Below are 25,088 nucleotides of genomic sequence, written 5' to 3'. Positions count from 1 at the left end.
CACGCTAAGAGAAGTGCTGTTTTCATCTTAGTTTTTTTAAGAGGGTCGCTAATAACCTCTTCCTTGCTAACAAGGATTTATTTAATTAATTTTCATTTATAAGTAATCGTCTAGGAGTAAGAAGTTCCTATTCCATTCCATTTATCGATTATCAATATTTTCAGGATTAAGGTCATGGTTCATTAAACGGTAGCTCGCAATCTCCTCATATTTTGTTCCTGGTCGTCCATAGTTGCACCACGGATCAATGGAGATACCTCCACGTGGTGTGAATTTCCCCCAAACCTCAATATACCTAGGATCTAGCAGTTGGATTAAATCATTCATAATAATATTCACACAATCCTCGTGGAAATCACCATGGTTTCTAAAGCTAAATAAGTATAGCTTCAACGATTTACTTTCCACTATTTTTTTATCTGGGATGTATGAAATATACATAGTGGCAAAATCAGGTTGTTGCGTTATTGGACATAGACTCGTAAACTCTGGACAATTAAACTTCACAAAATAATCTCGATTAGAATGTAGATTGTCCACTGATTCTAATACTTCAGGCGCATAGTTAAATGCATATTGCACTTTTTGATTTCCTAATAAGGTTAAATCTTCTAATCCTTCAGCTGACTTTCGGCCAGACATAAAAAAACCCCCTTGAAAAGTAATACCAAATCTTTTCAAGGAGAGGTTGAGACATTTTCTATAAAACTTTACAGGATTAAAACAAAAAAGCCATGTCCAGTTATGGACATGGCTTTTTCGTCATGTATCCATAGTTTTTTATAGAGGGTATCTGCTATGAACCTCTCCTGAAAAATTTCAGGTATTTATCTAAAAAAATAATATAATACGTGGAGATAAATGTCAAATTGAAAAATAACACTTTTTGGGCTCGTTATTAGATAGGACGGAAATTTATGAAGCATTACCGACTAACTAATTGAGGCGTCGTGTTACGTATCAAATAATCAAATGATCCAAGTGCAGCTGTTGCCCCTGAACCCATTGAAATGATGATTTGCTTGTATACCGTATCCGTACAGTCACCTGCTGCGAATACGCCAGGCATGCTTGTCGCACCGTGCTTATTAATAATGATTTCATTATTTTGATTTAAATCAATTATACCTTTTAAAAATTCTGTGTTCGGTAGTAGACCAATTTGTACGAAAACCCCTTGTAGCTCAATATGCTCTTCTTTACCAGACACAACATCCAAATAAGTTAACCCGTTCACTTTATCTGTACCTGTAATTTCTTGTGTTAAGGCATTTGTTAAAACCGTTACATTAGATAGACTATGTAAACGCTCTTGTAATACTGTATCAGCCTTTAGCTCTGCATTCCGTTGTAATAGGTAAACATGGTTCACAATTCCCGCTAAGTCAATTGCTGCTTCAACTCCAGAATTTCCACCGCCAACTACAGCCACATCTTTCCCTTTGAAGATTGGACCATCACAATGCGGGCAATATGCTACGCCTTTATTTTTAAATTCTTGCTCGCCTGGTACACCTAATTGACGGTAGCGTGCCCCTGTTGAAAGAATAACTGTTTTTCCTTTCAATACTGCACCGTTTTCTAATGTTACTTCTACCATCTCGTTACGAGCAATACTTGTAACTCGTTGGGATTTCATAATATCTACATTGTAATCCGCTACATGTGCCTCTAAGCTTGAAACAAATTGTGGACCTTCTGTAGCTCTCGTACCAATAATGTTCTCAATAGCCAATGTGTCATTTACTTGACCACCAAAGCGCTCCGCTACTATACCTGTACGAATACCTTTACGAGCGGAGTAGATTGCTGCAGAGGCACCTGCCGGACCACCACCAACTACCAATACATCGAACGGCTCAACGTCTTGGAATTCAGACCCGTCTGACACTTCTCCAAGCTTGTTTAATATATCTTCAAGCTCCATACGACCACCACCGAAGTTCTCACCGTTCATATAGACAGTGGGTACAGCCATAATGTCTCGTTCTTTAATTTCGTCTTGGAACGCGCCACCTTCAACCATTGTGTTTGAGATATTTGGATTTAACACAGACATGATATTCAATGCCTGTACAACGTCTGGGCAATTGTGACAAGTCAGGCTCACGTACGTTTCAAATTTCATAGGTTTCTTAATGGCTTGAATGCGTTTAATCACAGCCTCATCTATCTTAGGAGCACGACCTGAAACTTGCAATAAGGCTAGTACTAATGATGTAAATTCATGGCCAAGTGGTAAGCCTGCGAATGTTACACCTGACTCCTCCCCCACCTTATTAATGCTAAAGCTAGGAGTACGCTCTAGTAATGCATGTTGTACGGTAATAAGCTGAGACATATTTTCTAACTCTGTTACAAGCTCAAGCATGTCATTAGATACTTTATCGTCGCTTACGCTTACTTTGATAACTATCTCACCTTCTAATAATGCTAAGTACTGTTGTAACTGAGCTTTTAAGTTTGCATCTATTAGCATAAATTTCGCTGTCGCTGAAATAATGAAATATTATATTCAGATAATTCAATAACTATAATTCAATAATAAATCAATCTGTTATTCTCAACGAGCAGCCCTTCACCTCTATTCATCTTTTTTTAATACGCGTATTTCTTTTTTCTTTATAATTCTAATAAAAAATAGCGACAAGGCTGTCTGAAAATAATTTCATAACAGGCACTTGCCGCTTAAATCTTGCTCTAGTTTATATAGCTTAGAAACTTAGATTTTACCAACTAGGTCTAAGCTTGGAGTTAAAGTTTCGCCGCCTTCTTGCCATTTAGCTGGGCAAACTTCGCCTGGATTGTTGCGAACATATTGAGCTGCTTTTATTTTGTTTACTAACGTAGATGCGTCACGACCAATACCACCAGCGTTAATTTCGTAAGCTTGTACAATACCTTCTGGGTCAATGATGAAAGTACCGCGCTCTGCTAAGCCATCCTCTTCATTTAATACATCAAATGCTTTAGAGATTGTGTGAGATGGATCACCAATCATTATATATTCGATTTTGCCGATAGTATCGGAAGTATCATGCCAAGCTTTATGTGTGAAGTGAGTGTCAGTTGATACAGAGTAAACTTCAACCCCTAAAGATTTTAATGTTGCATACTCATTTTGTAGGTCTTCTAGCTCTGTAGGACATACGAAAGTGAAATCTGCAGGATAGAAGCATACTACTGACCATTTGCCTTTGAAATTTTCAGAAGATACGTCGATGAATTCACCTTGTTGGAATGCTTTTGCAGCGAATGGTGCAATTTCTTTACCTATTAATGCCATGATTTATAGCCTCCTATGTATTATTTCTATCAAGTATTAAAATTATGTTGTAATAATTCTAATGTATAGTTTTATTATTCTATACATTTGATTTTCAGTCAACCATTAAGGTATGAAAATAGTTCGTTATCAATACCACTCTACAACATTTATAGTGTCCAAGAGAAATGGGCATACTGCGTTTTGAGAAAATAAAAGTCAAAAGAAAAGGATTAGAATTCCTTAATCTTTTACTTAACAGCACTTCCTTGTGGTAAGTTTTCAACACTAATCTGCATTTAAGACTCATGTCATTTTGTCCTCTTATCCAACAAGCGCATAATCTTAAGAAAAGTCTTGCAGTCATTCTGTAGACCCGAAAACTTCCTATAAAGCATGGTACAATCATTCTATGAAAAATAGCTGGAGTGATTATTAATAATGAGTAAACGAGAACAACAAAAACACCAACGCCGTCAAAACATTATCCAGACTGCCAAGAGCTTATTCTTGGAACAGGGCGTCCAACATGTACAAATGCAAGATGTAGCGACTGCTTCTGGAGTTGGGATCGCAACGTTATTCCGTTACTTTCCTAAAAAAGAGTATTTGATAATTGCGGCTACGAATGCAATTACAGATGAAATGGCCACGGATATTGGGCAGATTATCGAACAGCCTATAACGGCATATGAAAAAATTGAGCAAATTTTAGAGTATTATATGGGCATCATAAAGGATCCGCAGTTACGTTTAGCAAAGTACTTCGATTCCTTTGATTTATATGAAAAGATAGCTGAAGAATCACCGGAGCAATATGCTGAGTATTTATCGGCACGCAGCAATTTAGCCCGAGTTTTATTAACTATAAGTGAGCAGGGCAAGCTGGATGGCTCGTTAAGGTCAGAAATTGATTTGGATGTATTTGTCATGACAATGGTGCAAAATTTTAGCATCTTTACTTATAAATCAAGCCTAACAAAGCATGATTCCAACCTATCGAAGTTACTTTCTGCGGACAAGCAGCTTTTGGTGATGAAGGATGTATTTTTACGCTATATTCAACCATAGTAAGTAACAGCAACGGACATTTGAATTGACATTCAAACAAGAAAGTTGTTTACTAGTAAATATAAAAAGTGATAGTCAACTATCACTTTATATGAATCTATTTTAGGGGGCAATTTACATGAGTCGTTTAACAGGTAAAGTCGCAATTATTACAGGTGCTGCACAAGGCATGGGAGCAGCACATGCAAAATTATTCATTGAACAAGGTGCAAAAGTTGTTTTAACAGATTTAAATGAAGAAAAAGGAAAAGCATTCGCAGCTGAATTAGGCGAAAATGCCCTTTTTGTTAAACAAAATGTAACATCTGAAGAAGATTGGGCAACAGTTATTGCTAAAACAGAAGAAGCATTTGGTCCAGTAAATGTATTAGTAAATAATGCCGGTATTACGATGGCAAAAAATATGCTTGATATTACAGTAGAAGAATACCGTCGTATCGTAGACATTAACCAAGTGTCCGTATTCTTAGGTATGAAAACTGTAGTTGCTTCCATGATGAAAGCTGGTGGAGGTTCAATCGTCAACATTTCTTCCATGAACGGCTTAGTTGCTGGTGCAGTAGGTTATACTGATACGAAATTTGCAGTACGTGGTATGACAAAAGCAGCTGCAATTAACTTAGCGCCAATGGGCATTCGCGTAAACTCTGTACATCCAGGTGTAATCGCGACACCAATGGTGGTACAAGAAGATACAAAAGCAGCGGTTGAAGCATTTGCTAAACACATTCCATTAAAACGTGTTGCACAGCCAGAAGAAGTCTCTAATATGGTACTATTCTTAGCTTCTGACGAGTCTAGCTACTCAACAGGTTCAGAATTCGTAATCGATGGCGGATTAACAGCACAATAATAGTATGTATAAACTAATAAAAGGTCGATTTTCTATTAACGTAGAAAATCGACCTTATTTTTTATTTAATTTATAATCGCACTTACTTTTGAATCGTTTATCTCGGCGGATCTATGAGATTTTTTTACTAGCCTATATAAACGCTTTCGCATGTTCCAGCTGCTGGTTCATAAAAGCAATGGTCTTTATATTGACCAGAAAAAGGTTGACCATACCAAGTCGGAGGACAAGGACCGAATGGATTAAAATACCACAGTGCATATTTCGCTGGGTGTTCTCTCCAATAATCCAAAGCTTGTTTTGCTAACTTTTTTTCAGTAGTTCTCGCTCTTTCATAAAACAAATTACCTTTTTGAACGGCTTCAAAAGAATAATTTCCTCCTTGTACCTGAAAAATGACATCCTCAATAGTTCTTACATCATTAAAGTCCAAACAATCAGCTTTAGCGCGGTTTACAATTACATTACCAACATATAACATCCCTTGTTTCCCTTCACCCTCGGCTTCCGCTCTCATCATCCTTGCCATGAGATCAATGTCTTTATCTCGGTATTTAACTCTAGCCATTTTTTCACCCCTAGGTATTGTATGAAAGAAAACTGAATTATGTCATTCTATCCCCTTTACCAACTTGCACATTATTTTATTAAGAACTACTAAGTAACGTAGCTCAACAATATTAGACCGCTTTTGAGGTTTATTGCAAAATTTAATAACACTAGAAAAAGGCTAGCTTGGCCTATTTGGTCCCTGCTAACCTTTTTGCTTCTTCTCATCCAATTAAAAAAATCTTTACACCTGTGTCTTTTAACCAACCTCAAACTAAAAAATAGCATATTGGTAATAAAACGATTGGAGTTGGTGGCATGAGTAAGTTAAATCCAGATAAACTCACTGTTGAATATCGAGATGGTGTTTCAGCTACGGGACCCATCATTTCCAGAAGTCACACACTGACTCACTCTGATTTCACTGGAGAATTATTCTTAACAATTGGAACACAATTTGCATGGGATAAAATTAATACTGAAATGAGAGACGAAGTACTAGGCGTTTGGAAAACACAAGGGAATAGTTTAAATTACAACGTATATCTATATCTAGATAAAGAAAATCACGACTTAAGTGCAGCAACAAAGCGGAATGAAGTTTTTAGGCGCGAATTACCACTTGCATTAACAACGATTCGATATGGCGATCGGTTTTTATTTGACCTATATCCAAGATTGGATTATGCATTAATAATCGTTAACTTTATGTCCATTTATCCTTCATTATTTAAACAGGAGATTTGGGGTACTTTTAGTAATTACTCCATTTCATTATAAACAAATAACTTCTATGTTTGTTTATAATTGAATGCCTATCACCCTTATTATGGACGGCTTTATACAACTCGTTTACGTTAAATCTACCACCAAAACATGTCGGATTAATATTTTTGGTGGTTCTCTTATTAAATAAGTATGATCTGTATAAATTGAATTCTATACACAGAATACATAATTAGTAACGTTATCACGGTTTACTATGCTATATTAAATATGTAATAAACAACTCTCGTTGACATCGAATAATGGTACTTTAGATTAGGCAAATTAGCATTATTGGGTGCCAAACCCATTAGAGTTCTTTAGGAACAAAGAATTCTACCGCAGCATCTCCTTGTGAGATGCTGCTTTTTTGTTTCTTTTTCTTGAATAGGGTTTCCCATTTTAAAGGGGGGATTTTTATTCCATTAATGATTGTTATAATAATACTGTTAAATCGGTACCAGCTTATCAGTGGTTTTCCCACTTTCTTATGGTATGGTTCTCCGAATGTAGCTAAGTGCGGTCTTTTTTTATAACTTATTATTCTCAATTTCCTTCAGAAATAACAGCTTCTTTTTCTTCTACTTTATAAGAACACTTCTATTACTAGTTTCCTCTCTTCAACCTATTTTTCTGCAACGTATTTTTTTATTTTCAGCACTGTTATGGAGGCTAGCGCTTTCTATTTCAATAATCAACTTTAACAGAGCTATTAATTTAAATAAAAAAACCTACGTTTAAGTAACGTAAGTTGATTAACTATTAATTTTGTTGAATTTTATATTTGAAAATAAAAATCGAAAGACTAAAAAGGACAGCTGCATAAACTACCACAACATATAAATGGGGAAACATTGCGTTAAAGTCTTCTGCCACAATTGCTCGAACTAAATCAACAGCGTGGACGAATGGTAGCGCATAAGCGACTTTTTCAAAAGCTCCTCCAATTAACGATAAATCGAGCCATGCGCCAGATAAAAATGCTGTTAAGTTAGTTAATAAAGCTCCGCATAAGCCTACTGCTGCCTTTTCGTTAAATAAGGAGCCACATAACAGTCCGATTCCTATGAAAATAGTAGATGTAATGAGTAAGGTAATAAATGCAAATACATGGTTGAAAGATAGTTCCAAACCTAAAAAGTAAGCAGTTATAAAACAAGTAATACTTTGAAGCACAGCAAATATCCCTAAAGGAAGCGTATATCCAATAATGAAATCACTTGCTGTCATTGGAGTTGTTAGCAATCTTATTAAATAAGAACTAGAACGGTCCTTCGCTAACGTTTGTGCTGCAAATAAAGCAATAAAAGAAAGACTAAATACTGCTATACCTGGTGTCAATTGTTCAATATTAAATATTTCTGCTGGAACATTGCGATTAATCGCAGTTAAAAGCAACAGTAAAATGATTGGAAAGGCTATACCAAAAAATAATGAAATCGGGTCACGTACAATTTCTTTCGTACAACGTCCAGCAAATGCCAATGCCCTCATTATAATTCGCCTCCTGTTACGAAATGCACAAATGCATCCTCAAAGTTTTCTTTACTTGCTGTTGTAAGGAGCTCGTCTACTGTACCTAGTGCCTTTATTTCGCCATCCTTCATAATACAAATACGATCACACAAGCTTTCTGCTTCTTCTAAATAGTGCGTAGTAAGTACAATTGTCGTCGTCTCTCTCAGTATATTAATCATTGCCCAGAGCTCACGACGGCTAATGATATCTAACCCTAAAGTAGGTTCATCTAAAAATAAAATTTGAGGATTTGCAATTAGCGCCATGGCAATACTTAACTTTCGCTGCCAGCCACCGGATAAATTTTTCCCACGTTGATGCTCGTAAGGCTGTAGTGAAAACTGGCTAATTAAAGCTTCCGTTTTTTCAAAGGACTTCTCCTTCGAAAAACCGTGAATACGTGCCATTAATAATAAATTTTCGCGCACAGATAAATTTGGTGCAATTGACGTTTCCTGAGGCGAGACAGCGAGTAATTTTCGAATACCTGGTAACTCTTTACTAAGGGAATGCCCAAGGACAAGCGCATCTCCTGTAGACGGTTTTGTAAGGCCACTTAGCATATTTATAACAGTCGTTTTACCAGCACCATTTACACCGAGGAGTCCGAACAGTTCGCCTTGGTTAATCGTAAGTGTCATCGGCGAAACGGCAACTTTTTCTTTATAGCTTTTTGATAAACCGTGAAGTTCAATTGCAGCACTCATTTTTTATTCCTCCTCTTTTTGCTGAGCTTTCACCATATTTAAAAACTGTTTAATCATTTTTTCAGGTGCTAACGCCAACCCACGATCCTCATCCCCTATAATAACGACTGAATCACCTGGGTTAATTTGAAAAATCTCACGGGCTTTTTTCGGAATTACAATTTGGCCACGTTCCCCTACTGTTGCTGTCCCAAAAAAATGCTGGCCTTTGGGTGGAATATCTACACCTGTTTCTTCTGGGTTATGATTTACTAACGCATCTAAGGTTACTCCGAAGAAATTGGCAATATTCATACTATGGTGTAAATCTGGTGTCGATTCGCCTTTTTCCCATTTTGCAATTACTTGACGTGAAACATTTAATTCTTGGGCTAATTGCTCCTGAGTTAGGTTATGACGTTTTCTCATCGAGCATAAATTCATATTAATCATACTTTTCATCCTCTCATATGTAATTATAAACACTATTTTAATCGTATTTCTACCAACGGAGTATAACAATAATGTTACTATTCGTAGCGTAATGTGTGATGAAAGTAGATGTGATTAATAAACACCGTATTCTAACAAATTGCAAAATTTTTAAGCCATTAGCTCTGTTAAAATTGAATATTTAAATAAAGAGCGCTAGCCTCCGTTAAGGCTAGCTACAACTATTTAATAAGATAAGCAATTCTACTACTAATTACCTCCTAAAATCTTCTCTCATTTATCAACATTGAAATTCAACATATCCTTAATTAAAATAACCACCTAAAACGCTGACTAATCAACATCTCAGATGGATATTCGTGACGCGGCTAAGTGCGGTTTTTGTGAGTATATTAATTATTAATATCAGATATACTAAAAGTAATTACTTTATTTGATTTATCTCCATGTAATTTTAATGTTATTTCATCATTTGCTAAGTTTTCGTTAAATAAAACAGATTGGTCTGCTTCGACAGTTCTATATGTATCAAAAATATTAAAAATGTTAAATGACCAATTTGTTTGCATTGTCAAATTTCTATGGTCTTCGAAAACTAAAAACTCATCCGCTATAGGTTTAAAGAATACATTTTTAGATTTCATTTCTAAACTAATCGTTGTATTCCAGTCTCTATTTGGATCTTCACCATTATAACTATGATCTCGAATCATATGAACGTTACTTATTTCCAAGCTTTTAGGATTTGCTTCAAATGTTACAGTACTTACAACTGTATTCACTAAAAGTAGAGCTAAAATAACTACCAATGATATCAACATTCTTTTTTGTTTGATACCAAAATTCAACTTTTTCACCATTTTTTCATCCTCTCTTAGTAAGAAATCCAAAGAAACATTAAAACAGTCACAAATTTCAATAACCATTTCTAAATCAGGATAACTTCTCCCTGTCTCCCAGCTCGATATAGTAGATCTTGAAACCTTCAACTTTTCAGCTAACTGCTCTTGAGTTAATTTATTTTCTGCTCTTAGCTTTTTTATTTTCCCCGATAAATTCATAATTCGTCTCCTTTCAGAAATTAGACTATTTTAGATTGACCTAAATAGCTAGATAAGCCTATTCACATCTTCATTTTTTAACGACAAGATTCTTGTCATGTTGATATATCAACGTTTCTAAGCTTTTTAATTGCTTGCTAAAAACGATTGTAAAAAGACATAACCTTACATCTTTTCCCCTATAAATTGGTGAAATTCTGCCTTTGTAATTAACGAAATAAAAAATAGACATATTCATTTTATCTGAATATGCCTCAGTATTAATTATAAATATAGATACTATTTAAGGATTATTATGAAACCGCACTTACTTATGATACGGTTCGCCGTTACATGGCTAAAGGCGGTTTTTATACAGCACTTCAAGATAAAACCAACGAAGCTCCAGCTTCCTTTGCAGCTAGTAAAATATAGTCTTTATAATCCTCTGTTGTATGCGCGTTATCTTAAGCATTGTCGGAAGCTAAAGGATTTTCAACTTGAATACGTATCAGTGATATGCACAGCGCCTGAAATAAAGGATTTATAAATGATTAAAATGGACATAATTGAACGAGGAAGGGGTATTCGAATTATGGAGCATTATAATAATCATGGGCAACAACAAAGCGAAAATAACAATCGAAAAGTAATCATGTGGACGTTTTTACTCATTACATCATTTATGATTGTAGAAGTTATTGGCGGGTTTATGACAAATAGCCTGGCACTTTTATCAGATGCAGGGCATATGCTGAGTGATTCTGCGGCTTTAGGGCTTAGCTATGTAGCACTTATTGTTGGTCAACGTGCTGTATCAGGGCAAAAAACATTTGGATACCGACGCTTTGAAATATTTGCAGCGTTTATAAACGGTTTAACGTTAATTGCAATTTCTATCTATATTTTTTATGAAGCTGTAAAACGTTTTTCAGCACCTCCAACTGTTGCGAGTACAGGCATGCTAATAGTAGCTGTTCTCGGTCTAGTAGTAAATATTGTGGCAGCATTTATTTTAAATCATGGTGATAATGAAAATTTAAATGTAAAGAGTGCATTTTTACATGTTATTGGTGATATTCTTGGCTCTATTGGCGCGATTACAGCTGCATTACTTATTTTATTTTTCCAATGGAATATCGCCGATCCAATTGCTAGTATCATTGTGGCTGTTTTAATTATTTTTAGTGGATATCGCGTAACGCGCGACTCTTTTCATATTTTAATGGAAGGGGCTCCAAAACATTTAAATACAGATAAAATTGAAGAAAAAATATTATCTGTAAAAGAAGTAATAAAAGTAACGGATCTTCATATTTGGTCTATTACATCTGATTTTCCATCATTAACATGTCATGTAAGCGTTGGACAAGATGTAGATGAACAGGTCGTATTGCGTAAAATTCAAACATTACTTCATGATGAATTTAACGTGCATCATATGACAATTCAAATTGTAAAGTAGTGGAAATAGAAAGTGAAGTGCCTAATTGAAACCCTGTAATATGGTAGCTGTAGTTGGAACACTTGAAAATGGATGTTTGAACTGCAGTTATCATACGTACTCTTAAACCTCACGTACTTATGATACGGTTCTCTATGATAGATCTACATGCGCTTTCTTAAACTAGCAACACGTATTTTTACTACATCTTCTAAAAGTTGAATAAACTTTTGCTGTTCTTTTTGATTATTATTTAGACGAGTAACTAGAATAGGTATTTTCTTACCTTCGCGTTCATAAAGAAACTTTTATGATGTCGTTCATCTACATATAGGTCATTAAACCACTTTAACTTTCTAAGCTTTTTAATATTTTTATCAATTTTGTTAGTATTCAACCTACTATTGGAGGAGCTAATTAAATCTGTGGATGAAAGTAAACTCAGTATGACCCCTATTAAACTAATAATTGCTAAACCTATCCATCGAAAGACTTTTTTTATAATATTAGACCCGCAATTCTTTTTATTTTATTACAGTATAAAACCAACTAAAACATAGTTGTTTTAGTTGGTCTTTTAGACACCGTACTTACTTATGATACGGTTCGCCCTTCATTATTCGAAATGCTCGATAAATCTGCTCCACTAAAACGAGTTTCATGAGCTGGTGTGGTAGTGTCATTTTGGAAAAGGAGAGCTTTTCGTCGCTTCGCTTCATGACTTCTTCATGCAATCCTAGAGAACCACCGATAACAAAGGCAATTTTGCTTTTTCCATAGGTCATTAATGACTCTATATCCGCAGCAAGCTGTTCAGAGGTTTTCATTTTTCCTTCGATTGCTAGAGCAATGACGTAAGTGTCTGCTCCGATTTTTGCTAGAATACGATTCGCTTCCTTTTTCTTCACGATTTCCATATCTGCATCGCTTAAGTTTTCAGGGGCTTTTTCATCTGCAACTTCAATTAATTCCATTTTAGCGTAGCTTCCAAGTCTCTTTGTATATTCTTCTATCCCCATTTTCAAGTATTTTTCCTTAAGCTTCCCCACTGATATAATTTGTATATTCACAGGTTATCCACCTTTACAATTCATTTACAAACAAGTTATTAACATCACTTATCCACATATCCACAATAGTTATCTACATCTTGTGTCATCATTTTCATGAGCCACAAGATATATTGCAGAACTATTACAATAGGTACAACTTGTGGATAACTGTTTTTCCTCATTTATTTTCTCCATCATTGGGAACGTTTTTTCTTCTGCTACAAATATATCTAAAGCGTGATTTATATGGGTTTCGCAACTGAATATTCTCACTATTTAACTCCCTTTCTCTTTAAAATTACTCAACATAGTTATACACAATTTTTCTTTTGTTATCCACAGTCTATTTTAACAAAGAAAAAACGAGTAGGAAAGACAAGCTTTTCTTTCCTACTCGTTGTGTAAAACTCTTGTTACCACTTTTCAGTTATCCACATGTCTACAACTGCGTGGAGTCCTCTAAAGTTAATGTTAATTCCACTATTTCTCCTTGGCGATATACTTTTACATCCAAGCTGTCACCAATGTCTTTTTCATTATATAAATGCTTTCTTAGATCGATGGAGTTCTCAACTTTTTCTCCATCCATTTCTACGATGACATCATAGGTTTTTAGACCAGCATTTGCAGCAGGTGTACCTTCATATACTTCGTCTACTACTACTCCCGTAGTTACTTCTGCAGGAAGTTTTAAAGTATCTCGTTGATGAAATGCTGGAACATTTGTTAAGTCAATTAGTGTAATGCCCATAGAAGGTCGAATTACTTTACCATTGACTTCTAGGTCTTCAATTATAGGCATCGCTGAGTTTACTGGAATCGCTAAGCCGATTCCTTCTATTGTTGATTCGGAGATTTTCATCGAATTGATACCTATAAGCTGGCCTGCTAAATTGATCAATGCTCCCCCACTATTACCAGGATTAATGGCCGCATCGGTTTGTAAAACTTCCGCTTGCCAATCTACTGTCCCGTCCTCATTGATATCCACTGGAATGGCACGATCCGTACCAGAAACTACACCTGTTGTAACTGAACCATAAAAGTCTAAGCCGAGAGGATTACCAATAGCGATAACTGTCTCTCCCTGCTTTAATGTATCTGAGTTTCCAATCTCTAAAACTGTTTCAATACCTTTATCGTCTATTTCTAGGACGGCAAGATCTGTCCACATATCGCTACCGACCAATTTTGCCTCTGCTTTTATTCCATCCTTTAATGTAACTTCTAATGCTTCGGCACCTGCAATTACGTGGTGGTTTGTAATGATATATGCTTTTCCTCCTGCTTTTTTGTAGATAACTCCTGAACCTGTGCCTGCCTCCTGCTCAGAGGAACTTTGGCTCCAAAAGTTTCTGACCGACTGGATATTGGTAATGCCTACTACTCCCGCTGAGGCTTTTTCAACAGCTCCGGTTACATCCGTAGTAATGTCAACGCTGATTTGCTCTGTTTTAGTTGTTTTACTTGTCGTGGCTTCCCCTTCGGTTTGGGAAGGTAAATTGTTTACAACGGAAGGAGTTAAAAACCAAACAAGAAGTGCTCCTACTAGGACACCTGCTAATCCACTGAAGAAATAACCTGCTGCTCCTCTTTTCTTATCCTTATTTCTTACTTTTGGTGGTTCTTGTTCAGGACCATATGAATTATAGTAACCCATTGCACTCTCCCTTTCATTAAACAATATGTTCGTATGCTTACTTTACCCACTAAACATTAAAATTAAATGAAAATAATCTAAAATTAAATTAAAAATATCTCTAATAGTAAAGAAAAAATAGGAGAAATCTTGCCTCACCATATTTATGTATATAAAAAAGCTCCAAAAGCTTTTAGGCTCCTGGAACTTTATAATTATACTAGTACTAATTCAGTCGGCTGATTTGCATCCGTGTCGTGTAAGTGAACATATTCACCTGCGATGATACCACACGATTGTAAGGTTTGAGTAACGCTCATTCTTGCTAGGTCCTTCATGTTATTGTCCTTGCTAAGATGTGAGAGGTACACATTAGTTGATTTTAAATCAATTACCTCACTCATGGCTACCGCAGCATCTTCGTTAGAGACATGTCCTACGTCACTTAGTATTCGTCGTTTGACTGACCAAGGATAGCGTCCCATTTGTAGCATACTGACATCATGATTGCTTTCAAAGACAAAGGCATCTGCTCCTTTAATATGTCCCTTCATGCGATCACTTACATATCCCGTATCTGTAATTAAAACAAGCTTGCGCCCATTTTCATGAAAGATATAAAACATCGGATCTGCAGCATCATGGGAGACTCCAAAGGATTGGATATCCATAGAGCCAAACGTTTTCACCGATTCCATATCAAAAGTGAAACGTTGATCTAAGGGCACCTTTCCAACAAGTGAATCCATTGCTCCCCATGTTTTTTCATTGGCGTATATTGGTACACCATATTTTCTAGCTAATACACCGAGCCCCTTTATATGATCACTATGCTCGTGAGTAATGAAGATACCAGAAAGATTTTTTATTTCTCTTCCAATTCCTTGAAAGAGCTCGTCCATTTTTTTGCCGCTTAGGCCTACGTCAACTAAAAAGGAATGCTTCTCGTTTTCTACGTAGATTGCGTTTCCGCTGCTCCCGCTAGCTAATACACTAAACTTCATCATCAAAACTCCTTATTCTACTGCTGATGAATCTACTTCTGTTGGTATTTCAATAATTCTTCCTTCTACCGCATTTACAAAGTGTTCATCTATTGTTCCGTCTTCTCGTTCCACAAGTATTCGCCAAGTTGGAGCAAATACCTGCGTCTCGGCTTGCTGAACTAATGTAAAATAGCCAAGACTAATATCTGTAACGGTTGAATTGGCAACTAGCAAACCTTTGGAATATAGATTTGAAACTGCTTGAATAGTAGGTAACAAATTTTTAGACTCACTATAATCCTCTAAGTTATCTAGGATGGTTTGCTCATAGCCTATGAGTTCATTATTCTCGTTCCAATAGACTACTAATTTAGCTTTTTGATTGTAATAGACAAGACGATCATTTACTTTTTGAAAAAATATAGCCATGCGAGCTTCTTCGTCTTTCTTCCATAATCCATATGAAGAGCCCTTAAAAATATTATCACTGATGAGAGTTTCGATTGAATTCTCTTCGGTTATAGGTATAGGTTTTATAAACGTGCCAACTATTTGCGCATCTGGATTAAATTCAACTGTTTGATTTTTTAATTCTTCTATTTCCTCTGGCTTAAAGTTATGAACACTACCAGAAACATAATAGGCTTCTTCCACAGTAACACTAGAAGCTTTTGTCACATTAATGTTCTCTACTTTTAGACGTTCTTCTGTCGTGGTAGAGCTTAAAACTTCTATATTTTGACCCGCTGTATATCTATTTAAATATAAGGAAAACAAAAAGACATTCAAGATAGAAAAAACAATGATAAAAATAGTCTTCGTTTTATTCCAATCCATAGGTGCCACCTCCTATAGTTTCTGGAGATAGTCTCAACCATGATCCATTAATTTGATAATACCAAGATGGCACCAAAGTAAATAAAGGTTGGTCTTCATCTTTAGAAATATAATAGCCTTGTACTAAATCATCTATTAAAGAGACTTGTGAATTTGGGGCTAAGCTAAGTAATTCATATGCATTTTGACCGGAAGGTAACTCTAAATCAGTGGAAGTTATCGGTAGAGCATTTAACGTGTAATATGGTCTATTATAACGATAAACTCGATTACTTCCCCAAACTTGAACTATTTCTGTAGTCAACATATCCTTACTGAATACAGGCAACCCATCAAAATATAGTTGATAATTTACTTGACTCGCATTCTTATTCATCCTACTAAATCGATAATCATCAGTCCAACCATCATGCTCATTAACAAAGCTTAAGCTATTATATAAAAGTTCCGATGATTTACCAAGAAATTCACCTTCTGATGCTGGATGAACGTAGCTTAACCTTTTAGAAATAGGGTCTACAGTCATTAATGCGTTATCATCCGTATATTGTTCTCCTGATCCTACTGGGTTACTTCGTCGAACAACTAAACTTGGTATATTAAAAAGAGCATCTTTGAATCTATTCGTATCAATCTCTTCCACTAAATAAGTATATTGAACAACCTTTTCAGGATTACTTGTAGTATATAAGGATAATTTGCCTTCTCTGACGATTTCCTTATATTCCAGCATGGCATTGGAGGTCTTGACCATACGCTCAGAGAAACCAAAGATATCTTCCTTCGTCACATTTGCAGTATAAATTTTATTCAAGGTGGTGCTTATGAAATACAAAGTAGCCCCTTGATCAGATTCCTTTTCCCCTACTCTTTGGTCCACACTTTTCGAGGACCAATCTATAACTAGACGATTAAAAGAAGAGTTAGGGAAGATAGGATCTAAAAACTTTAAAATTGGACTATAAGATTCTATCGGTATATCTGCTTGAAAAAACAATGTACTCGTATATGGCTTGTTGATTAATTCATTTACCTGTTGAGAATTAGTATTATTACTATACAGTTTCACCGTTTCAATCTCCCAATTTTTCATGGGATTTATAACATTATTGATATCTACGATCGAATAGGAACCTCTTAGATTTTCGGGTTGACTAATCAGCAAACGATACGGTTTTATAACATCTTCCATCTTCTTCTTCTCTGCAATCGATATATTCACGACAGGTGGTTCAGTAGTATCATAATTTGGTGAATAGGTCCAAATCGTAAAGGTAAGTGTAAGACTAAGCAGTATGAGTAATAATAAAATAATAGATTTTACTGGTTCAATATACTTCAATCCCACTCACCTTCTTCATCCAACAGTATTTCTAAAGTAAAGAATATAGTAGTCCCGTGGCCTTCTTCACTTTCTGCCCAAATCTTACCTCCATGAGCTTCAATCATTTCCCGGGCAATGGCTAGACCAAGCCCCGTCCCACCCATTGACCGGGCTCTAGCCCGGTCTACTCGATAAAAACGATCGAAAATGCGATTTACATTTTCAGAAGGTATTCCCATGCCATCATCTGATATCATTACTTGTAACCACTCATCTTTGACTGCTATGCCAAATCGAATATTCCCTCCATCTGGGGAATACTTTAACGCGTTCGATATAATATTATCGATTACTTGAGTTAACTTATCTGTATCAATGTCTACATAGTACGGCGTCTCTGGAAGCATACGTTGGAACGTAACATTTTGTGATTTAGACAGTTCAAAACGATCAATAATTCGATTGAAAAATAGATTAAAATTAACGATTTCTCTATTCAGATCATAGTCACGACTATCCATCTTAGACAATTGTAGTAGGTCATTAACCAATCGAATCATTCGTTGGGTCTCCGTTTGAGTAACCATTAGAAACGACGGTGCTATCTCTTCATCCTTCCATGCTCCATCCGCTAGTGCCTCTAAATAACTGCTCATCGTAGTTAAAGGAGTTCGGAGTTCATGAGATACATTAGCTACAAACTCTCGACGTTCCATATCAATCTTCTCTTGCTCGGTATTATCATGTAAAACAGCGATTAAACCATTTACGAAACCAGTTTCTTTTTGGATAACTGAAAAATTTGCACGAAGTATATATGGTCGTTCCTGGGTACTGAAATCTAAATTCATGGATTCCTTTGAGTGAATGAGATCTTCGAAGGAATGAATGCTATCAATGCCAAGCACTGAAATAATAGGCCTGTTGAGAACCATTTCTCTTGGTATGCGCAAGAGCCTTAGGGCGGGATCATTGATCAAAATAACTCTACCCTTTCGATCAGTGGCTATTACTCCATCCGTCATATTAGTTAAAACAGAGGCAAGTTTCCTGCGCTCAGCTTCTGTAGTCGACTGAGATTCTTGCAGCCTATTTGTTAGATGATTAAATGCATGTGCTAACTGACCGATTTCATCATTTCCGTATACTCTTACCTTACGAGAAAAGTTGCCCTTAGACATAGCCTGTGCTTGTTTTCTCATCTCCGATATAGGTCTTGTAATTGTTTGTGCTATAAGAATACCTAGTACAATTGTGATTACAAGGGCTACTGCCGTACCCACTGCGAGGATTTGGTTTATTTCGTTCATTTGACCAAATACATTTTCAATATTCGATTCAATATAGAGAGTTCCAATTACCTCACCCTGTGAAATAATTGGTGTTACTAATATCCATACACGTTCTCCTGATTTAGAGGCGATGCTATCAAAATCTTCTTCTGCCGTGATAGATTTATGGACTAGTTCATCTAACGACTTTTGTCCAACGATTGCTTGGTTGTTCGAATCTGAGGTAGCTCGTATTTGATATTTCGCATCGATTACTCGAACTTCTTTAATATCATCAGAATTAAGACCAGTCAAAATAGAACGTAAGCTTTGTTCTAATGTTTGGTCTTCTTCAACCCGTATTTTAACAAGTTCTTCTCTTGCGCTAAACTCTAATACACCAACGCGATCCTTAACAGATTGTTGAAAGTTTTCTTTTAATGTATGCTCCAATCCCTTGACAAAATATAGACCAATTATTTGCATAGCTATTAAAATCAGTAAAACATAAATCAACACAATCTTTACATGAACTGATTTAAAGTAACCAACCTTATGCATCGAATTACTCCTGCTCAGGGCTTCTTAAATAGTAACCAACGCCTCGTCTAGTTACAATCCAGTTTGGATGACTAGGATTATCTTCAATTTTCTCACGTAAACGTCTAATTGTAACATCTACCGTACGTACATCACCAAAATAATCATAACCCCAAACTGTTTGTAAAAGATGTTCCCTTGTCATTACCTGTCCAATATGTTTAGAAAGATAATGTAAGAGTTCAAACTCACGGTGAGTCAATTCAATTGTTTCATCTCTTTTTAATACCAAATAAGCATCCGGTTGGATAGTTAGTGGACCTATAGTAATGTCATTAGTTACTACTTCATTATCTTCTTGAATGGTTTGGTGTCTTCTCATGTTAGCTTTAACTCGAGCTATTAATTCTCTTGTACTAAATGGCTTTGTTACATAATCATCTGCACCTAGCTCTAACCCTAAGACCTTATCTATCTCTGAGTCTTTAGCAGTTAGCATTATTATAGGAAAGCTAAAGCGTTTACGAATTTCTCTACAAACTTCCATTCCATCTCTGTTAGGCAACATTATGTCTAACAGCATGAGATCTGGTTGAATCTCGTCTACTTTTTTTAATGCATCGTCGCCATCATAAGCACAGAAAACCTGATACCCCTCTTTTTTCAAATTAAATTGTAGTATGTCAGCAATCGGCTTTTCATCATCCACTACTAGTATTTTCTTACTCACTTGTTAAACCCCTTTCGCCCTTTTCTGCTATATTTTAATCAAATACATTATTTTAAACAATTAATATATCATTACTCTATCATTCTTTTACTCTCCTTGCATCATTAAAGAAGTGAGAAAAAATAAGGGTAGAAAATGAAAATTTTAGGTCGAGCTTTGTCGAAATATTTCCCAGGAAATTTAATTCTTTCCTAATTCAATATTTCACAATACATAAAAAGACAGCCGGCTAGCGACTGTCTCTAACTTATATTTATTTTAACACAGATAAGGGATCAATCGTAACTCCATCCTTCTTCACTTCAAAATGCAAGTGGGTTCCTGTGGAGCGTCCTGTACTCCCCATAACGCCTAGTTTTGAGCCTTGAGGTACTACATCGCCCACACTTACACTAACTGAGGAGAGATGAGCATACGTCGTTTTATACCCATTTTTATGATTAACGATTACACGATTACCGTATGTACCATCCCAACCAGCTGCTTCAACTACTCCATTATCTGCAGCTTTAATATTAAATCCACTTGGTCGAGCAATATCAATACCTTCATGCTTACGTCCCCAACGGTAACCCATTTTACTAGAAATGTAGCCACCTTCTGCTGGCCATGCAAACACTCCGGAACCACGAGATGGAATGACTTTTGTTCCCTTTAAAACAACATGTTCCTTAGGTTGCTCTAAAATTGTTTCATCTGAAAGTGATTGGCCAATTTCTACACCATTCTCTTGACGAATCAAGTAAGTCGCCACTCGTTTTCCATCGGCACCTTCTTGCTTTACTTTTGTATCACCTTTGAACATCTCATCTGTTTCTATTACTTGTTTAGTATGAGGTACAGGTTCCTCTACCTTTTTCTCATAAACTACTTCCATATTTATAAGTGGTTTTAGTACAGTCACATTAAGCTCTTGATTTATCTGTAAGACACTTGTGTCTGTAAGTCCTGGATTGATCGCTAATAACTCCGCTGAGGTTAAATTAAATTTACCTGCAATATTACCAAGTACGTCACCAGCTGAAACTTTATATGTTTCTTGCTCTAAGGTTCCTTCTAAAAGAAGCTTAACTGCTTCATCAGCAGAAACAATCTTTTCGGGTGTCACATCTACCGTAACCCCTGAAACTTCTTGTTTTAAAATTAAATCTACAATTCTAGTTTCGCCAGTTTGTAATTCGGGTAAGCTATCTGTAACACTTTTTCTAGCTTCCAATGTGGCTAGCTCTTCTTCTGTGATAAACTGAAGTTTTAATTTTTTTATAACTTCATGGTATGTTGCAATGTCTTTGACGTAGACCGCCATCTCGTCATTGACAGATAAGGCAAAAGCGGTTGCTTCCACTTCTATTAATTCGTTAAGCTTTTGCAATGTTGTTTCATCGCTTGTTGAGGGAGTATAAACTTGTTCAGTAATAACCTTTAGGTTATTGCCTGCTTGTAGTTGAAGACCGTCATATTGGGAGCTACTCTCTTGCACTTTTTTATCAAAAAGCTTTTCCATTTCTTTTTTATCGGAAATTGCCCCAACGTACTGACCTTCTGCATATATATGATAAATTTCTTTTAAAGCTTTATTATTCTCTTCATTAGCAAATGCCATATTAAAAGTTAGAGATGACATAAGTAATACCATTATAGTAGCTTTTTTCACTACATTTGATTTTCTGTTTGAAAGAACAGTGAAGTTTTGATCCTCTTGTTCCTCATTCTTTCTATTCCAAAGCATGATAAAGCTCCTTCCAAACCTATTTAAGTTGCTAGTGCAAATTTTACACTATCTTAATTTAACATATTTGAAATAGTGAAGTGTAGGAATAGTCTATCTTGTAAAGAAAATGTATTTTTAAATCCATTATTTTCTATTTTTACATTTTGATTGTTATATTTAATCATTTTTATAGGTTTTAATCCTATGTTTTTAAGAATTTCCTCCAGTAAATTCTTATTTATACATATTACTACGGGTGCCTTTGTTATATTTGTAATAATTAGATAAATTTTAGATACCTATAGCTTTTATATGAAGAGAATCAAATGGGTAGACATGAATATCTTGTAAAATCCATTTCTAGCTATTGGCCATTTTTCCAATTATATTGTTAGACAGTTTAAATATATTACTTAGAACTGCTTTCCTACTGAGAGTATAGGTCTTATTTTCTTATGAATAGAAGGCAAATCACTGAGATAAATCGTTATTTGTCGGTGAAAATTCTTAAAATTATTTCACATAAAAAGCCGCCAAGTTTTCATTGGCGGCTTTCATTTTACTTATAATTATCTCCAAACACTTGAAATAACGTTTGTTTGTGTACGATCCGGTCCTACAGAGAAAATAGAGATAGGAACTCCTGTTAATTGAGATATGCGTTCTAAGTAATGTCTTGCAGTGTCCGGTAATTCATCGAGAGATTTACACTGAGTGATATCCTCACTCCAACCTGGTAATTCCTCATAAACTGGCTTACATTCGGCAAGCATACGCAGGTTTGCTGGATATTCTGTGATAAGCTCTCCTTTATATTCGTATGCTGTACAAATTTTAACCGTTTTTAATCCAGTTAAAACATCAATTGAATTCACTGTTAAATCCGTTAATCCACTTACTCTTTGCGCATGGCGGATTACCACTGTATCAAACCATCCTATACGACGTGGTCTACCTGTTGTAGTCCCATACTCTTTTCCTACTTCTCTGATTTGATTCCCTACTTCGTCAAAGAGTTCAGTAGGAAATGGTCCATCTCCCACACGTGAAGTGTATGCTTTACATACTCCTACCACATGCGATATTTTTGTTGGACCTACTCCTGCTCCAATCGTTACTCCACCAGCTACCGGGTTAGAAGAAGTGACAAAAGGATACGTTCCTTGGTCAATATCCAACATTACTCCTTGAGCTCCTTCAAAAAGTACGCGTCTGCCCTCGTCTAATGCATCATTAAGTACTTTAGAGGTATCCGTTACATACTGTTCAATTTCTTGGCCGTAACTGTAGAATTCTTCTAAAATTTCTTCTACTGTAAATCCTTCTGTTTCATAAAACTTCTCAAACATACGATTTTTTTCTTCTAGGTTATGCTCTAATTTTTCTTTAAACACTTCATAATCTAAAAGATCTGCTACACGTATACCTACACGAGCAGCCTTGTCCATATAGGCAGGACCAATTCCTTTACCTGTCGTTCCAATTTTTCTTGCTCCTCGGCGAGCTTCCTCTACTTCATCTTGCTTTATATGATAAGGAAGAATTACGTGGGCACGATTAGAAATACGTAAGTTTTCAGTCGTTACACCGCGATCATGCAGCCCTTTAAGTTCTTTTACTAATGCTCGTGGGTCAACAACCATGCCATTCCCAATAACTGAAATCTTGTCCTTATAGAAAATACCGGAAGGAATGAGATGTAGCTTATAGGTCTCTCCTCCGAAAATAATTGTATGTCCTGCATTATTACCACCTTGGTAACGTGCAATTACTTCTGAGTGTTCTGATAAAAAGTCAGTAATTTTACCTTTTCCTTCGTCTCCCCATTGGGTCCCTACTACAACTACTGATGGCATTGCCAACACCTCCGTCAGACATTTCGTCCTGATTAAAAATCAGTGTAATTGTACCAATCATTTTTACCATAGTCAACCAACTTAAGTAAAAAACACGAACGAATTGATGTTTAAATAATCAATTCGTTCGTGTTTTTATGCTGGAGGAGCTTGATGTTGACTCCAATCAATATTCACAAATTTATTAAATTCTTTTACAAATGCTAGAGTCACTGTACCAGTCGGACCGTTACGTTGCTTAGCGATAATAATCTCAATCATGTTCTGATTTTCTGTTTCCTTATCGTAGTAATCTTCTCGATACAGAAAGGAAACAATATCGGCATCTTGCTCAATAGAACCAGACTCACGTAAATCAGACATCATTGGTCTCTTATCTTGACGTTGCTCAACACCACGGGAAAGCTGCGAAAGAGCAATAACAGGAACCTTCAATTCACGGGCTAGCCCCTTTAATGAACGAGAAATCTCAGATACCTCTTGTTGACGGTTTGCCTGACTTCCACCGCTCCCTTGAATTAACTGTAAATAATCAATTAGAATCATGCCTAAGCCTGACTCCTGCTTTAATCGTCTACATTTTGCTCTTATTTCATTTACCCGGATACCCGGTGTATCATCTATATAGATTCCTGCATTTGATAAACTACCCATAGCCATCGTCAGCTTGCGCCAGTCTTCTGTAGTCAGCGCACCTGTTCTTAACACTTGAGCGTCAATATTACCCTCAGCACAGAGCATACGCATAACCAACTGTTCTGCACCCATCTCTAGACTAAAGATAGCGACGTTTTCATCTGTTTTAGTTGCTACGTTTTGTGCTACGTTCAAAGCAAAGGCTGTTTTACCTACCGAAGGACGGGCAGCAACAATAATAAGGTCATTACGCTGAAATCCTGCTGTTATACGATCTAAATCCCGGAAACCAGTAGGAATACCGGTAACGTCACCTTTTCTTGTGTGTAGCTTCTCGATATTGTCATACGTCTCTACTAACACATCTTTAATATGTTTGAAGTCGCCTGCATTTTTACGATTGGCAACTTCCATCATTTTTCTTTCTGCTTCGGAAAGGAGAGCTTCTACCTCATCTTCGCGAGTAAAGCCATCCTCTACAATTGTCGTAGCCACGCGAATAAGACGACGGAGTATAGATTTTTCCTCTACTATTTTAGCGTAATGTCCGATGTTAGCTGCGGTAGGCACTGCATTTGCTATTTCACTAATATAGGAGATACCACCGACATCTTCTAATTCCTTCTTAGAAGAAAGTTCTTCTGTGACTGTTACAACATCAATTGCTTTTCCCTGATCACTCAGACGAAGCATTGTCTGAAATATTTTTTGATGAGCTACCCGATAGAAATCCTCAGGCATGACAATCTCTGCGGCTGTTATTAATGCTTGTGGTTCTAAAAATATGGCTCCAAGAACAGATTGCTCTGCTTCTTGATTATGCGGCGGTACACGGTCCAATAATGGATCGCTCATAGAATTC

The 25,088-nt window shown here is 36.1% G+C and carries 23 protein-coding genes and 1 riboswitch; of the genes, 4 read left to right on the top strand and 19 right to left on the bottom strand.

Annotated elements, in window-relative coordinates:
• Window positions 1–141: 141 nt before the first annotated feature.
• From queF to ahpC, 3 genes are all read right to left on the bottom strand, one after another.
• Complete coding sequence (gene queF / locus MKX96_RS00420; protein WP_340881247.1) at window positions 142–642, bottom strand: preQ(1) synthase; 501 nt, start codon at window positions 640–642, stop codon at window positions 142–144.
• A 124-nt stretch (window positions 643–766) separates the two neighbouring features.
• Window positions 767–813: riboswitch (PreQ1 riboswitch) on the bottom strand.
• 112 nt (window positions 814–925) lie between these two features.
• Complete coding sequence (gene ahpF, locus MKX96_RS00415) at window positions 926–2,479, bottom strand: alkyl hydroperoxide reductase subunit F (protein ID WP_340881246.1); 1,554 nt, start codon at window positions 2,477–2,479, stop codon at window positions 926–928.
• A 243-nt stretch (window positions 2,480–2,722) separates the two neighbouring features.
• On the bottom strand, window positions 2,723–3,286 hold the full coding sequence (gene ahpC / locus MKX96_RS00410; protein ID WP_340881244.1) for an alkyl hydroperoxide reductase subunit C: 564 nt from the start codon (window positions 3,284–3,286) through the stop codon (window positions 2,723–2,725).
• Between the two features lie 420 nt (window positions 3,287–3,706).
• Here ahpC and MKX96_RS00405 point away from each other — a divergent pair, with 420 nt between their 5' ends.
• Both MKX96_RS00405 and MKX96_RS00400 read left to right on the top strand, forming a co-directional pair.
• A complete protein-coding gene (locus MKX96_RS00405; protein ID WP_340881243.1) occupies window positions 3,707–4,336 on the top strand; it encodes a TetR/AcrR family transcriptional regulator in 630 nt (209 codons plus the stop codon).
• Window positions 4,337–4,454: 118 nt separating this feature from the next.
• The gene (locus MKX96_RS00400) at window positions 4,455–5,189 is read left to right on the top strand and encodes a glucose 1-dehydrogenase (RefSeq protein ID WP_340881241.1); all 735 of its coding nucleotides are present in this window, start codon (window positions 4,455–4,457) and stop codon (window positions 5,187–5,189) included.
• A 127-nt stretch (window positions 5,190–5,316) separates the two neighbouring features.
• On the opposite strand, the gene MKX96_RS00395 is transcribed toward MKX96_RS00400, so the two are convergent.
• A complete protein-coding gene (locus MKX96_RS00395; protein WP_340881239.1) occupies window positions 5,317–5,757 on the bottom strand; it encodes a cell wall hydrolase in 441 nt (146 codons plus the stop codon).
• A 299-nt stretch (window positions 5,758–6,056) separates the two neighbouring features.
• Here MKX96_RS00395 and MKX96_RS00390 point away from each other — a divergent pair, with 299 nt between their 5' ends.
• The gene (locus MKX96_RS00390) at window positions 6,057–6,518 is read left to right on the top strand and encodes a staygreen family protein (RefSeq protein WP_340881238.1); all 462 of its coding nucleotides are present in this window, start codon (window positions 6,057–6,059) and stop codon (window positions 6,516–6,518) included.
• A 747-nt stretch (window positions 6,519–7,265) separates the two neighbouring features.
• On the opposite strand, the gene MKX96_RS00385 is transcribed toward MKX96_RS00390, so the two are convergent.
• The 4 genes from MKX96_RS00385 to MKX96_RS00370 form a co-directional block, all read right to left on the bottom strand.
• Window positions 7,266–7,997: an ABC transporter permease gene (locus MKX96_RS00385; protein WP_340881237.1), complete on the bottom strand. Its 732-nt coding sequence runs from the start codon at window positions 7,995–7,997 to the stop codon at window positions 7,266–7,268.
• A complete protein-coding gene (locus MKX96_RS00380) occupies window positions 7,997–8,728 on the bottom strand; it encodes an ABC transporter ATP-binding protein (protein ID WP_340881235.1) in 732 nt (243 codons plus the stop codon). Before MKX96_RS00380 ends, MKX96_RS00385 begins: the two co-directional genes overlap by 1 nt.
• A 3-nt stretch (window positions 8,729–8,731) precedes the next feature.
• Window positions 8,732–9,160, bottom strand: coding sequence for a helix-turn-helix transcriptional regulator (locus tag MKX96_RS00375; RefSeq protein WP_340881233.1), 429 nt, complete (start codon window positions 9,158–9,160; stop codon window positions 8,732–8,734).
• A gap of 392 nt (window positions 9,161–9,552) precedes the next feature.
• Window positions 9,553–10,221, bottom strand: a complete 669-nt coding sequence (locus tag MKX96_RS00370) for a helix-turn-helix transcriptional regulator (protein ID WP_340881231.1) — start codon at window positions 10,219–10,221, stop codon at window positions 9,553–9,555.
• Between the two features lie 574 nt (window positions 10,222–10,795).
• On the opposite strand from MKX96_RS00370, the gene MKX96_RS00365 reads away from it, so the two are divergent.
• Window positions 10,796–11,665 (top strand): cation diffusion facilitator family transporter, encoded by an 870-nt coding sequence (locus MKX96_RS00365; RefSeq protein WP_340881230.1) that lies wholly within the window; start codon window positions 10,796–10,798, stop codon window positions 11,663–11,665.
• A 569-nt stretch (window positions 11,666–12,234) separates the two neighbouring features.
• Here MKX96_RS00365 and rlmH read toward each other — a convergent pair.
• The 11 genes from rlmH to dnaB all read right to left on the bottom strand — a co-directional run bounded on the left by rlmH (window position 12,235) and on the right by dnaB (window position 25,081).
• Window positions 12,235–12,714, bottom strand: coding sequence for a 23S rRNA (pseudouridine(1915)-N(3))-methyltransferase RlmH (gene rlmH, locus MKX96_RS00360; protein ID WP_340881228.1), 480 nt, complete (start codon window positions 12,712–12,714; stop codon window positions 12,235–12,237).
• Between the two features lie 69 nt (window positions 12,715–12,783).
• Window positions 12,784–12,969: a CxxH/CxxC protein gene (locus tag MKX96_RS00355; RefSeq protein ID WP_340881226.1), complete on the bottom strand. Its 186-nt coding sequence runs from the start codon at window positions 12,967–12,969 to the stop codon at window positions 12,784–12,786.
• Between the two features lie 166 nt (window positions 12,970–13,135).
• A complete protein-coding gene (locus MKX96_RS00350; RefSeq protein ID WP_340881224.1) occupies window positions 13,136–14,356 on the bottom strand; it encodes a S1C family serine protease in 1,221 nt (406 codons plus the stop codon).
• Window positions 14,357–14,550: 194 nt separating this feature from the next.
• A complete protein-coding gene (locus MKX96_RS00345) occupies window positions 14,551–15,339 on the bottom strand; it encodes an MBL fold metallo-hydrolase (RefSeq protein WP_169359840.1) in 789 nt (262 codons plus the stop codon).
• 12 nt (window positions 15,340–15,351) lie between these two features.
• Window positions 15,352–16,158, bottom strand: coding sequence for a two-component system regulatory protein YycI (locus MKX96_RS00340; protein WP_340881222.1), 807 nt, complete (start codon window positions 16,156–16,158; stop codon window positions 15,352–15,354).
• Window positions 16,145–17,500, bottom strand: a complete 1,356-nt coding sequence (locus MKX96_RS00335; protein WP_340881221.1) for a YycH family regulatory protein — start codon at window positions 17,498–17,500, stop codon at window positions 16,145–16,147. The genes MKX96_RS00340 and MKX96_RS00335 overlap by 14 nt, the downstream gene beginning before the upstream one ends.
• Window positions 17,497–19,314 carry a cell wall metabolism sensor histidine kinase WalK gene (gene walK, locus MKX96_RS00330; RefSeq protein WP_340881220.1) on the bottom strand — a complete coding sequence of 606 codons (1,818 nt, stop codon included), beginning with the start codon at window positions 19,312–19,314 and terminating at the stop codon, window positions 17,497–17,499. The genes MKX96_RS00335 and walK overlap by 4 nt, the downstream gene beginning before the upstream one ends.
• A gap of 4 nt (window positions 19,315–19,318) precedes the next feature.
• Window positions 19,319–20,023 (bottom strand): response regulator YycF, encoded by a 705-nt coding sequence (gene yycF, locus MKX96_RS00325; protein WP_169359808.1) that lies wholly within the window; start codon window positions 20,021–20,023, stop codon window positions 19,319–19,321.
• A 253-nt stretch (window positions 20,024–20,276) separates the two neighbouring features.
• Window positions 20,277–21,752, bottom strand: coding sequence for a M23 family metallopeptidase (locus MKX96_RS00320; protein ID WP_340881219.1), 1,476 nt, complete (start codon window positions 21,750–21,752; stop codon window positions 20,277–20,279).
• A gap of 551 nt (window positions 21,753–22,303) precedes the next feature.
• The gene (locus MKX96_RS00315; RefSeq protein ID WP_169359810.1) at window positions 22,304–23,590 is read right to left on the bottom strand and encodes an adenylosuccinate synthase; all 1,287 of its coding nucleotides are present in this window, start codon (window positions 23,588–23,590) and stop codon (window positions 22,304–22,306) included.
• A 135-nt stretch (window positions 23,591–23,725) separates the two neighbouring features.
• Window positions 23,726–25,081 (bottom strand): replicative DNA helicase, encoded by a 1,356-nt coding sequence (dnaB, locus tag MKX96_RS00310; RefSeq protein ID WP_144540259.1) that lies wholly within the window; start codon window positions 25,079–25,081, stop codon window positions 23,726–23,728.
• Window positions 25,082–25,088 lie beyond the last annotated feature (7 nt).

Source organism: Psychrobacillus sp. FSL W7-1493, assembly GCF_038004905.1.
Lineage (GTDB): Bacteria > Bacillota > Bacilli > Bacillales_A > Planococcaceae > Psychrobacillus.
The sequence above is the reverse complement of the archived record's forward strand: the minus strand, read 5'-3'. Positions and strand labels throughout refer to the sequence as shown.

Coding starts and splice junctions, on each gene's coding strand:
- queF (WP_340881247.1), bottom strand. CDS start 642: ATGTCTGGCCGAAAGTCAGCTGAAGGATTAGAAGATTTAACCTTATTA.
- ahpF (WP_340881246.1), bottom strand. CDS start 2,479: ATGCTAATAGATGCAAACTTAAAAGCTCAGTTACAACAGTACTTAGCA.
- ahpC (WP_340881244.1), bottom strand. CDS start 3,286: ATGGCATTAATAGGTAAAGAAATTGCACCATTCGCTGCAAAAGCATTC.
- MKX96_RS00405 (WP_340881243.1), top strand. CDS start 3,707: ATGAGTAAACGAGAACAACAAAAACACCAACGCCGTCAAAACATTATC.
- MKX96_RS00400 (WP_340881241.1), top strand. CDS start 4,455: ATGAGTCGTTTAACAGGTAAAGTCGCAATTATTACAGGTGCTGCACAA.
- MKX96_RS00395 (WP_340881239.1), bottom strand. CDS start 5,757: ATGGCTAGAGTTAAATACCGAGATAAAGACATTGATCTCATGGCAAGG.
- MKX96_RS00390 (WP_340881238.1), top strand. CDS start 6,057: ATGAGTAAGTTAAATCCAGATAAACTCACTGTTGAATATCGAGATGGT.
- MKX96_RS00385 (WP_340881237.1), bottom strand. CDS start 7,997: ATGAGGGCATTGGCATTTGCTGGACGTTGTACGAAAGAAATTGTACGT.
- MKX96_RS00380 (WP_340881235.1), bottom strand. CDS start 8,728: ATGAGTGCTGCAATTGAACTTCACGGTTTATCAAAAAGCTATAAAGAA.
- MKX96_RS00375 (WP_340881233.1), bottom strand. CDS start 9,160: ATGATTAATATGAATTTATGCTCGATGAGAAAACGTCATAACCTAACT.
- MKX96_RS00370 (WP_340881231.1), bottom strand. CDS start 10,221: ATGAATTTATCGGGGAAAATAAAAAAGCTAAGAGCAGAAAATAAATTA.
- MKX96_RS00365 (WP_340881230.1), top strand. CDS start 10,796: ATGGAGCATTATAATAATCATGGGCAACAACAAAGCGAAAATAACAAT.
- MKX96_RS00350 (WP_340881224.1), bottom strand. CDS start 14,356: ATGGGTTACTATAATTCATATGGTCCTGAACAAGAACCACCAAAAGTA.
- MKX96_RS00345 (WP_169359840.1), bottom strand. CDS start 15,339: ATGAAGTTTAGTGTATTAGCTAGCGGGAGCAGCGGAAACGCAATCTAC.
- MKX96_RS00340 (WP_340881222.1), bottom strand. CDS start 16,158: ATGGATTGGAATAAAACGAAGACTATTTTTATCATTGTTTTTTCTATC.
- walK (WP_340881220.1), bottom strand. CDS start 19,314: ATGCATAAGGTTGGTTACTTTAAATCAGTTCATGTAAAGATTGTGTTG.
- MKX96_RS00320 (WP_340881219.1), bottom strand. CDS start 21,752: ATGCTTTGGAATAGAAAGAATGAGGAACAAGAGGATCAAAACTTCACT.
- MKX96_RS00315 (WP_169359810.1), bottom strand. CDS start 23,590: ATGCCATCAGTAGTTGTAGTAGGGACCCAATGGGGAGACGAAGGAAAA.
- dnaB (WP_144540259.1), bottom strand. CDS start 25,081: ATGAGCGATCCATTATTGGACCGTGTACCGCCGCATAATCAAGAAGCA.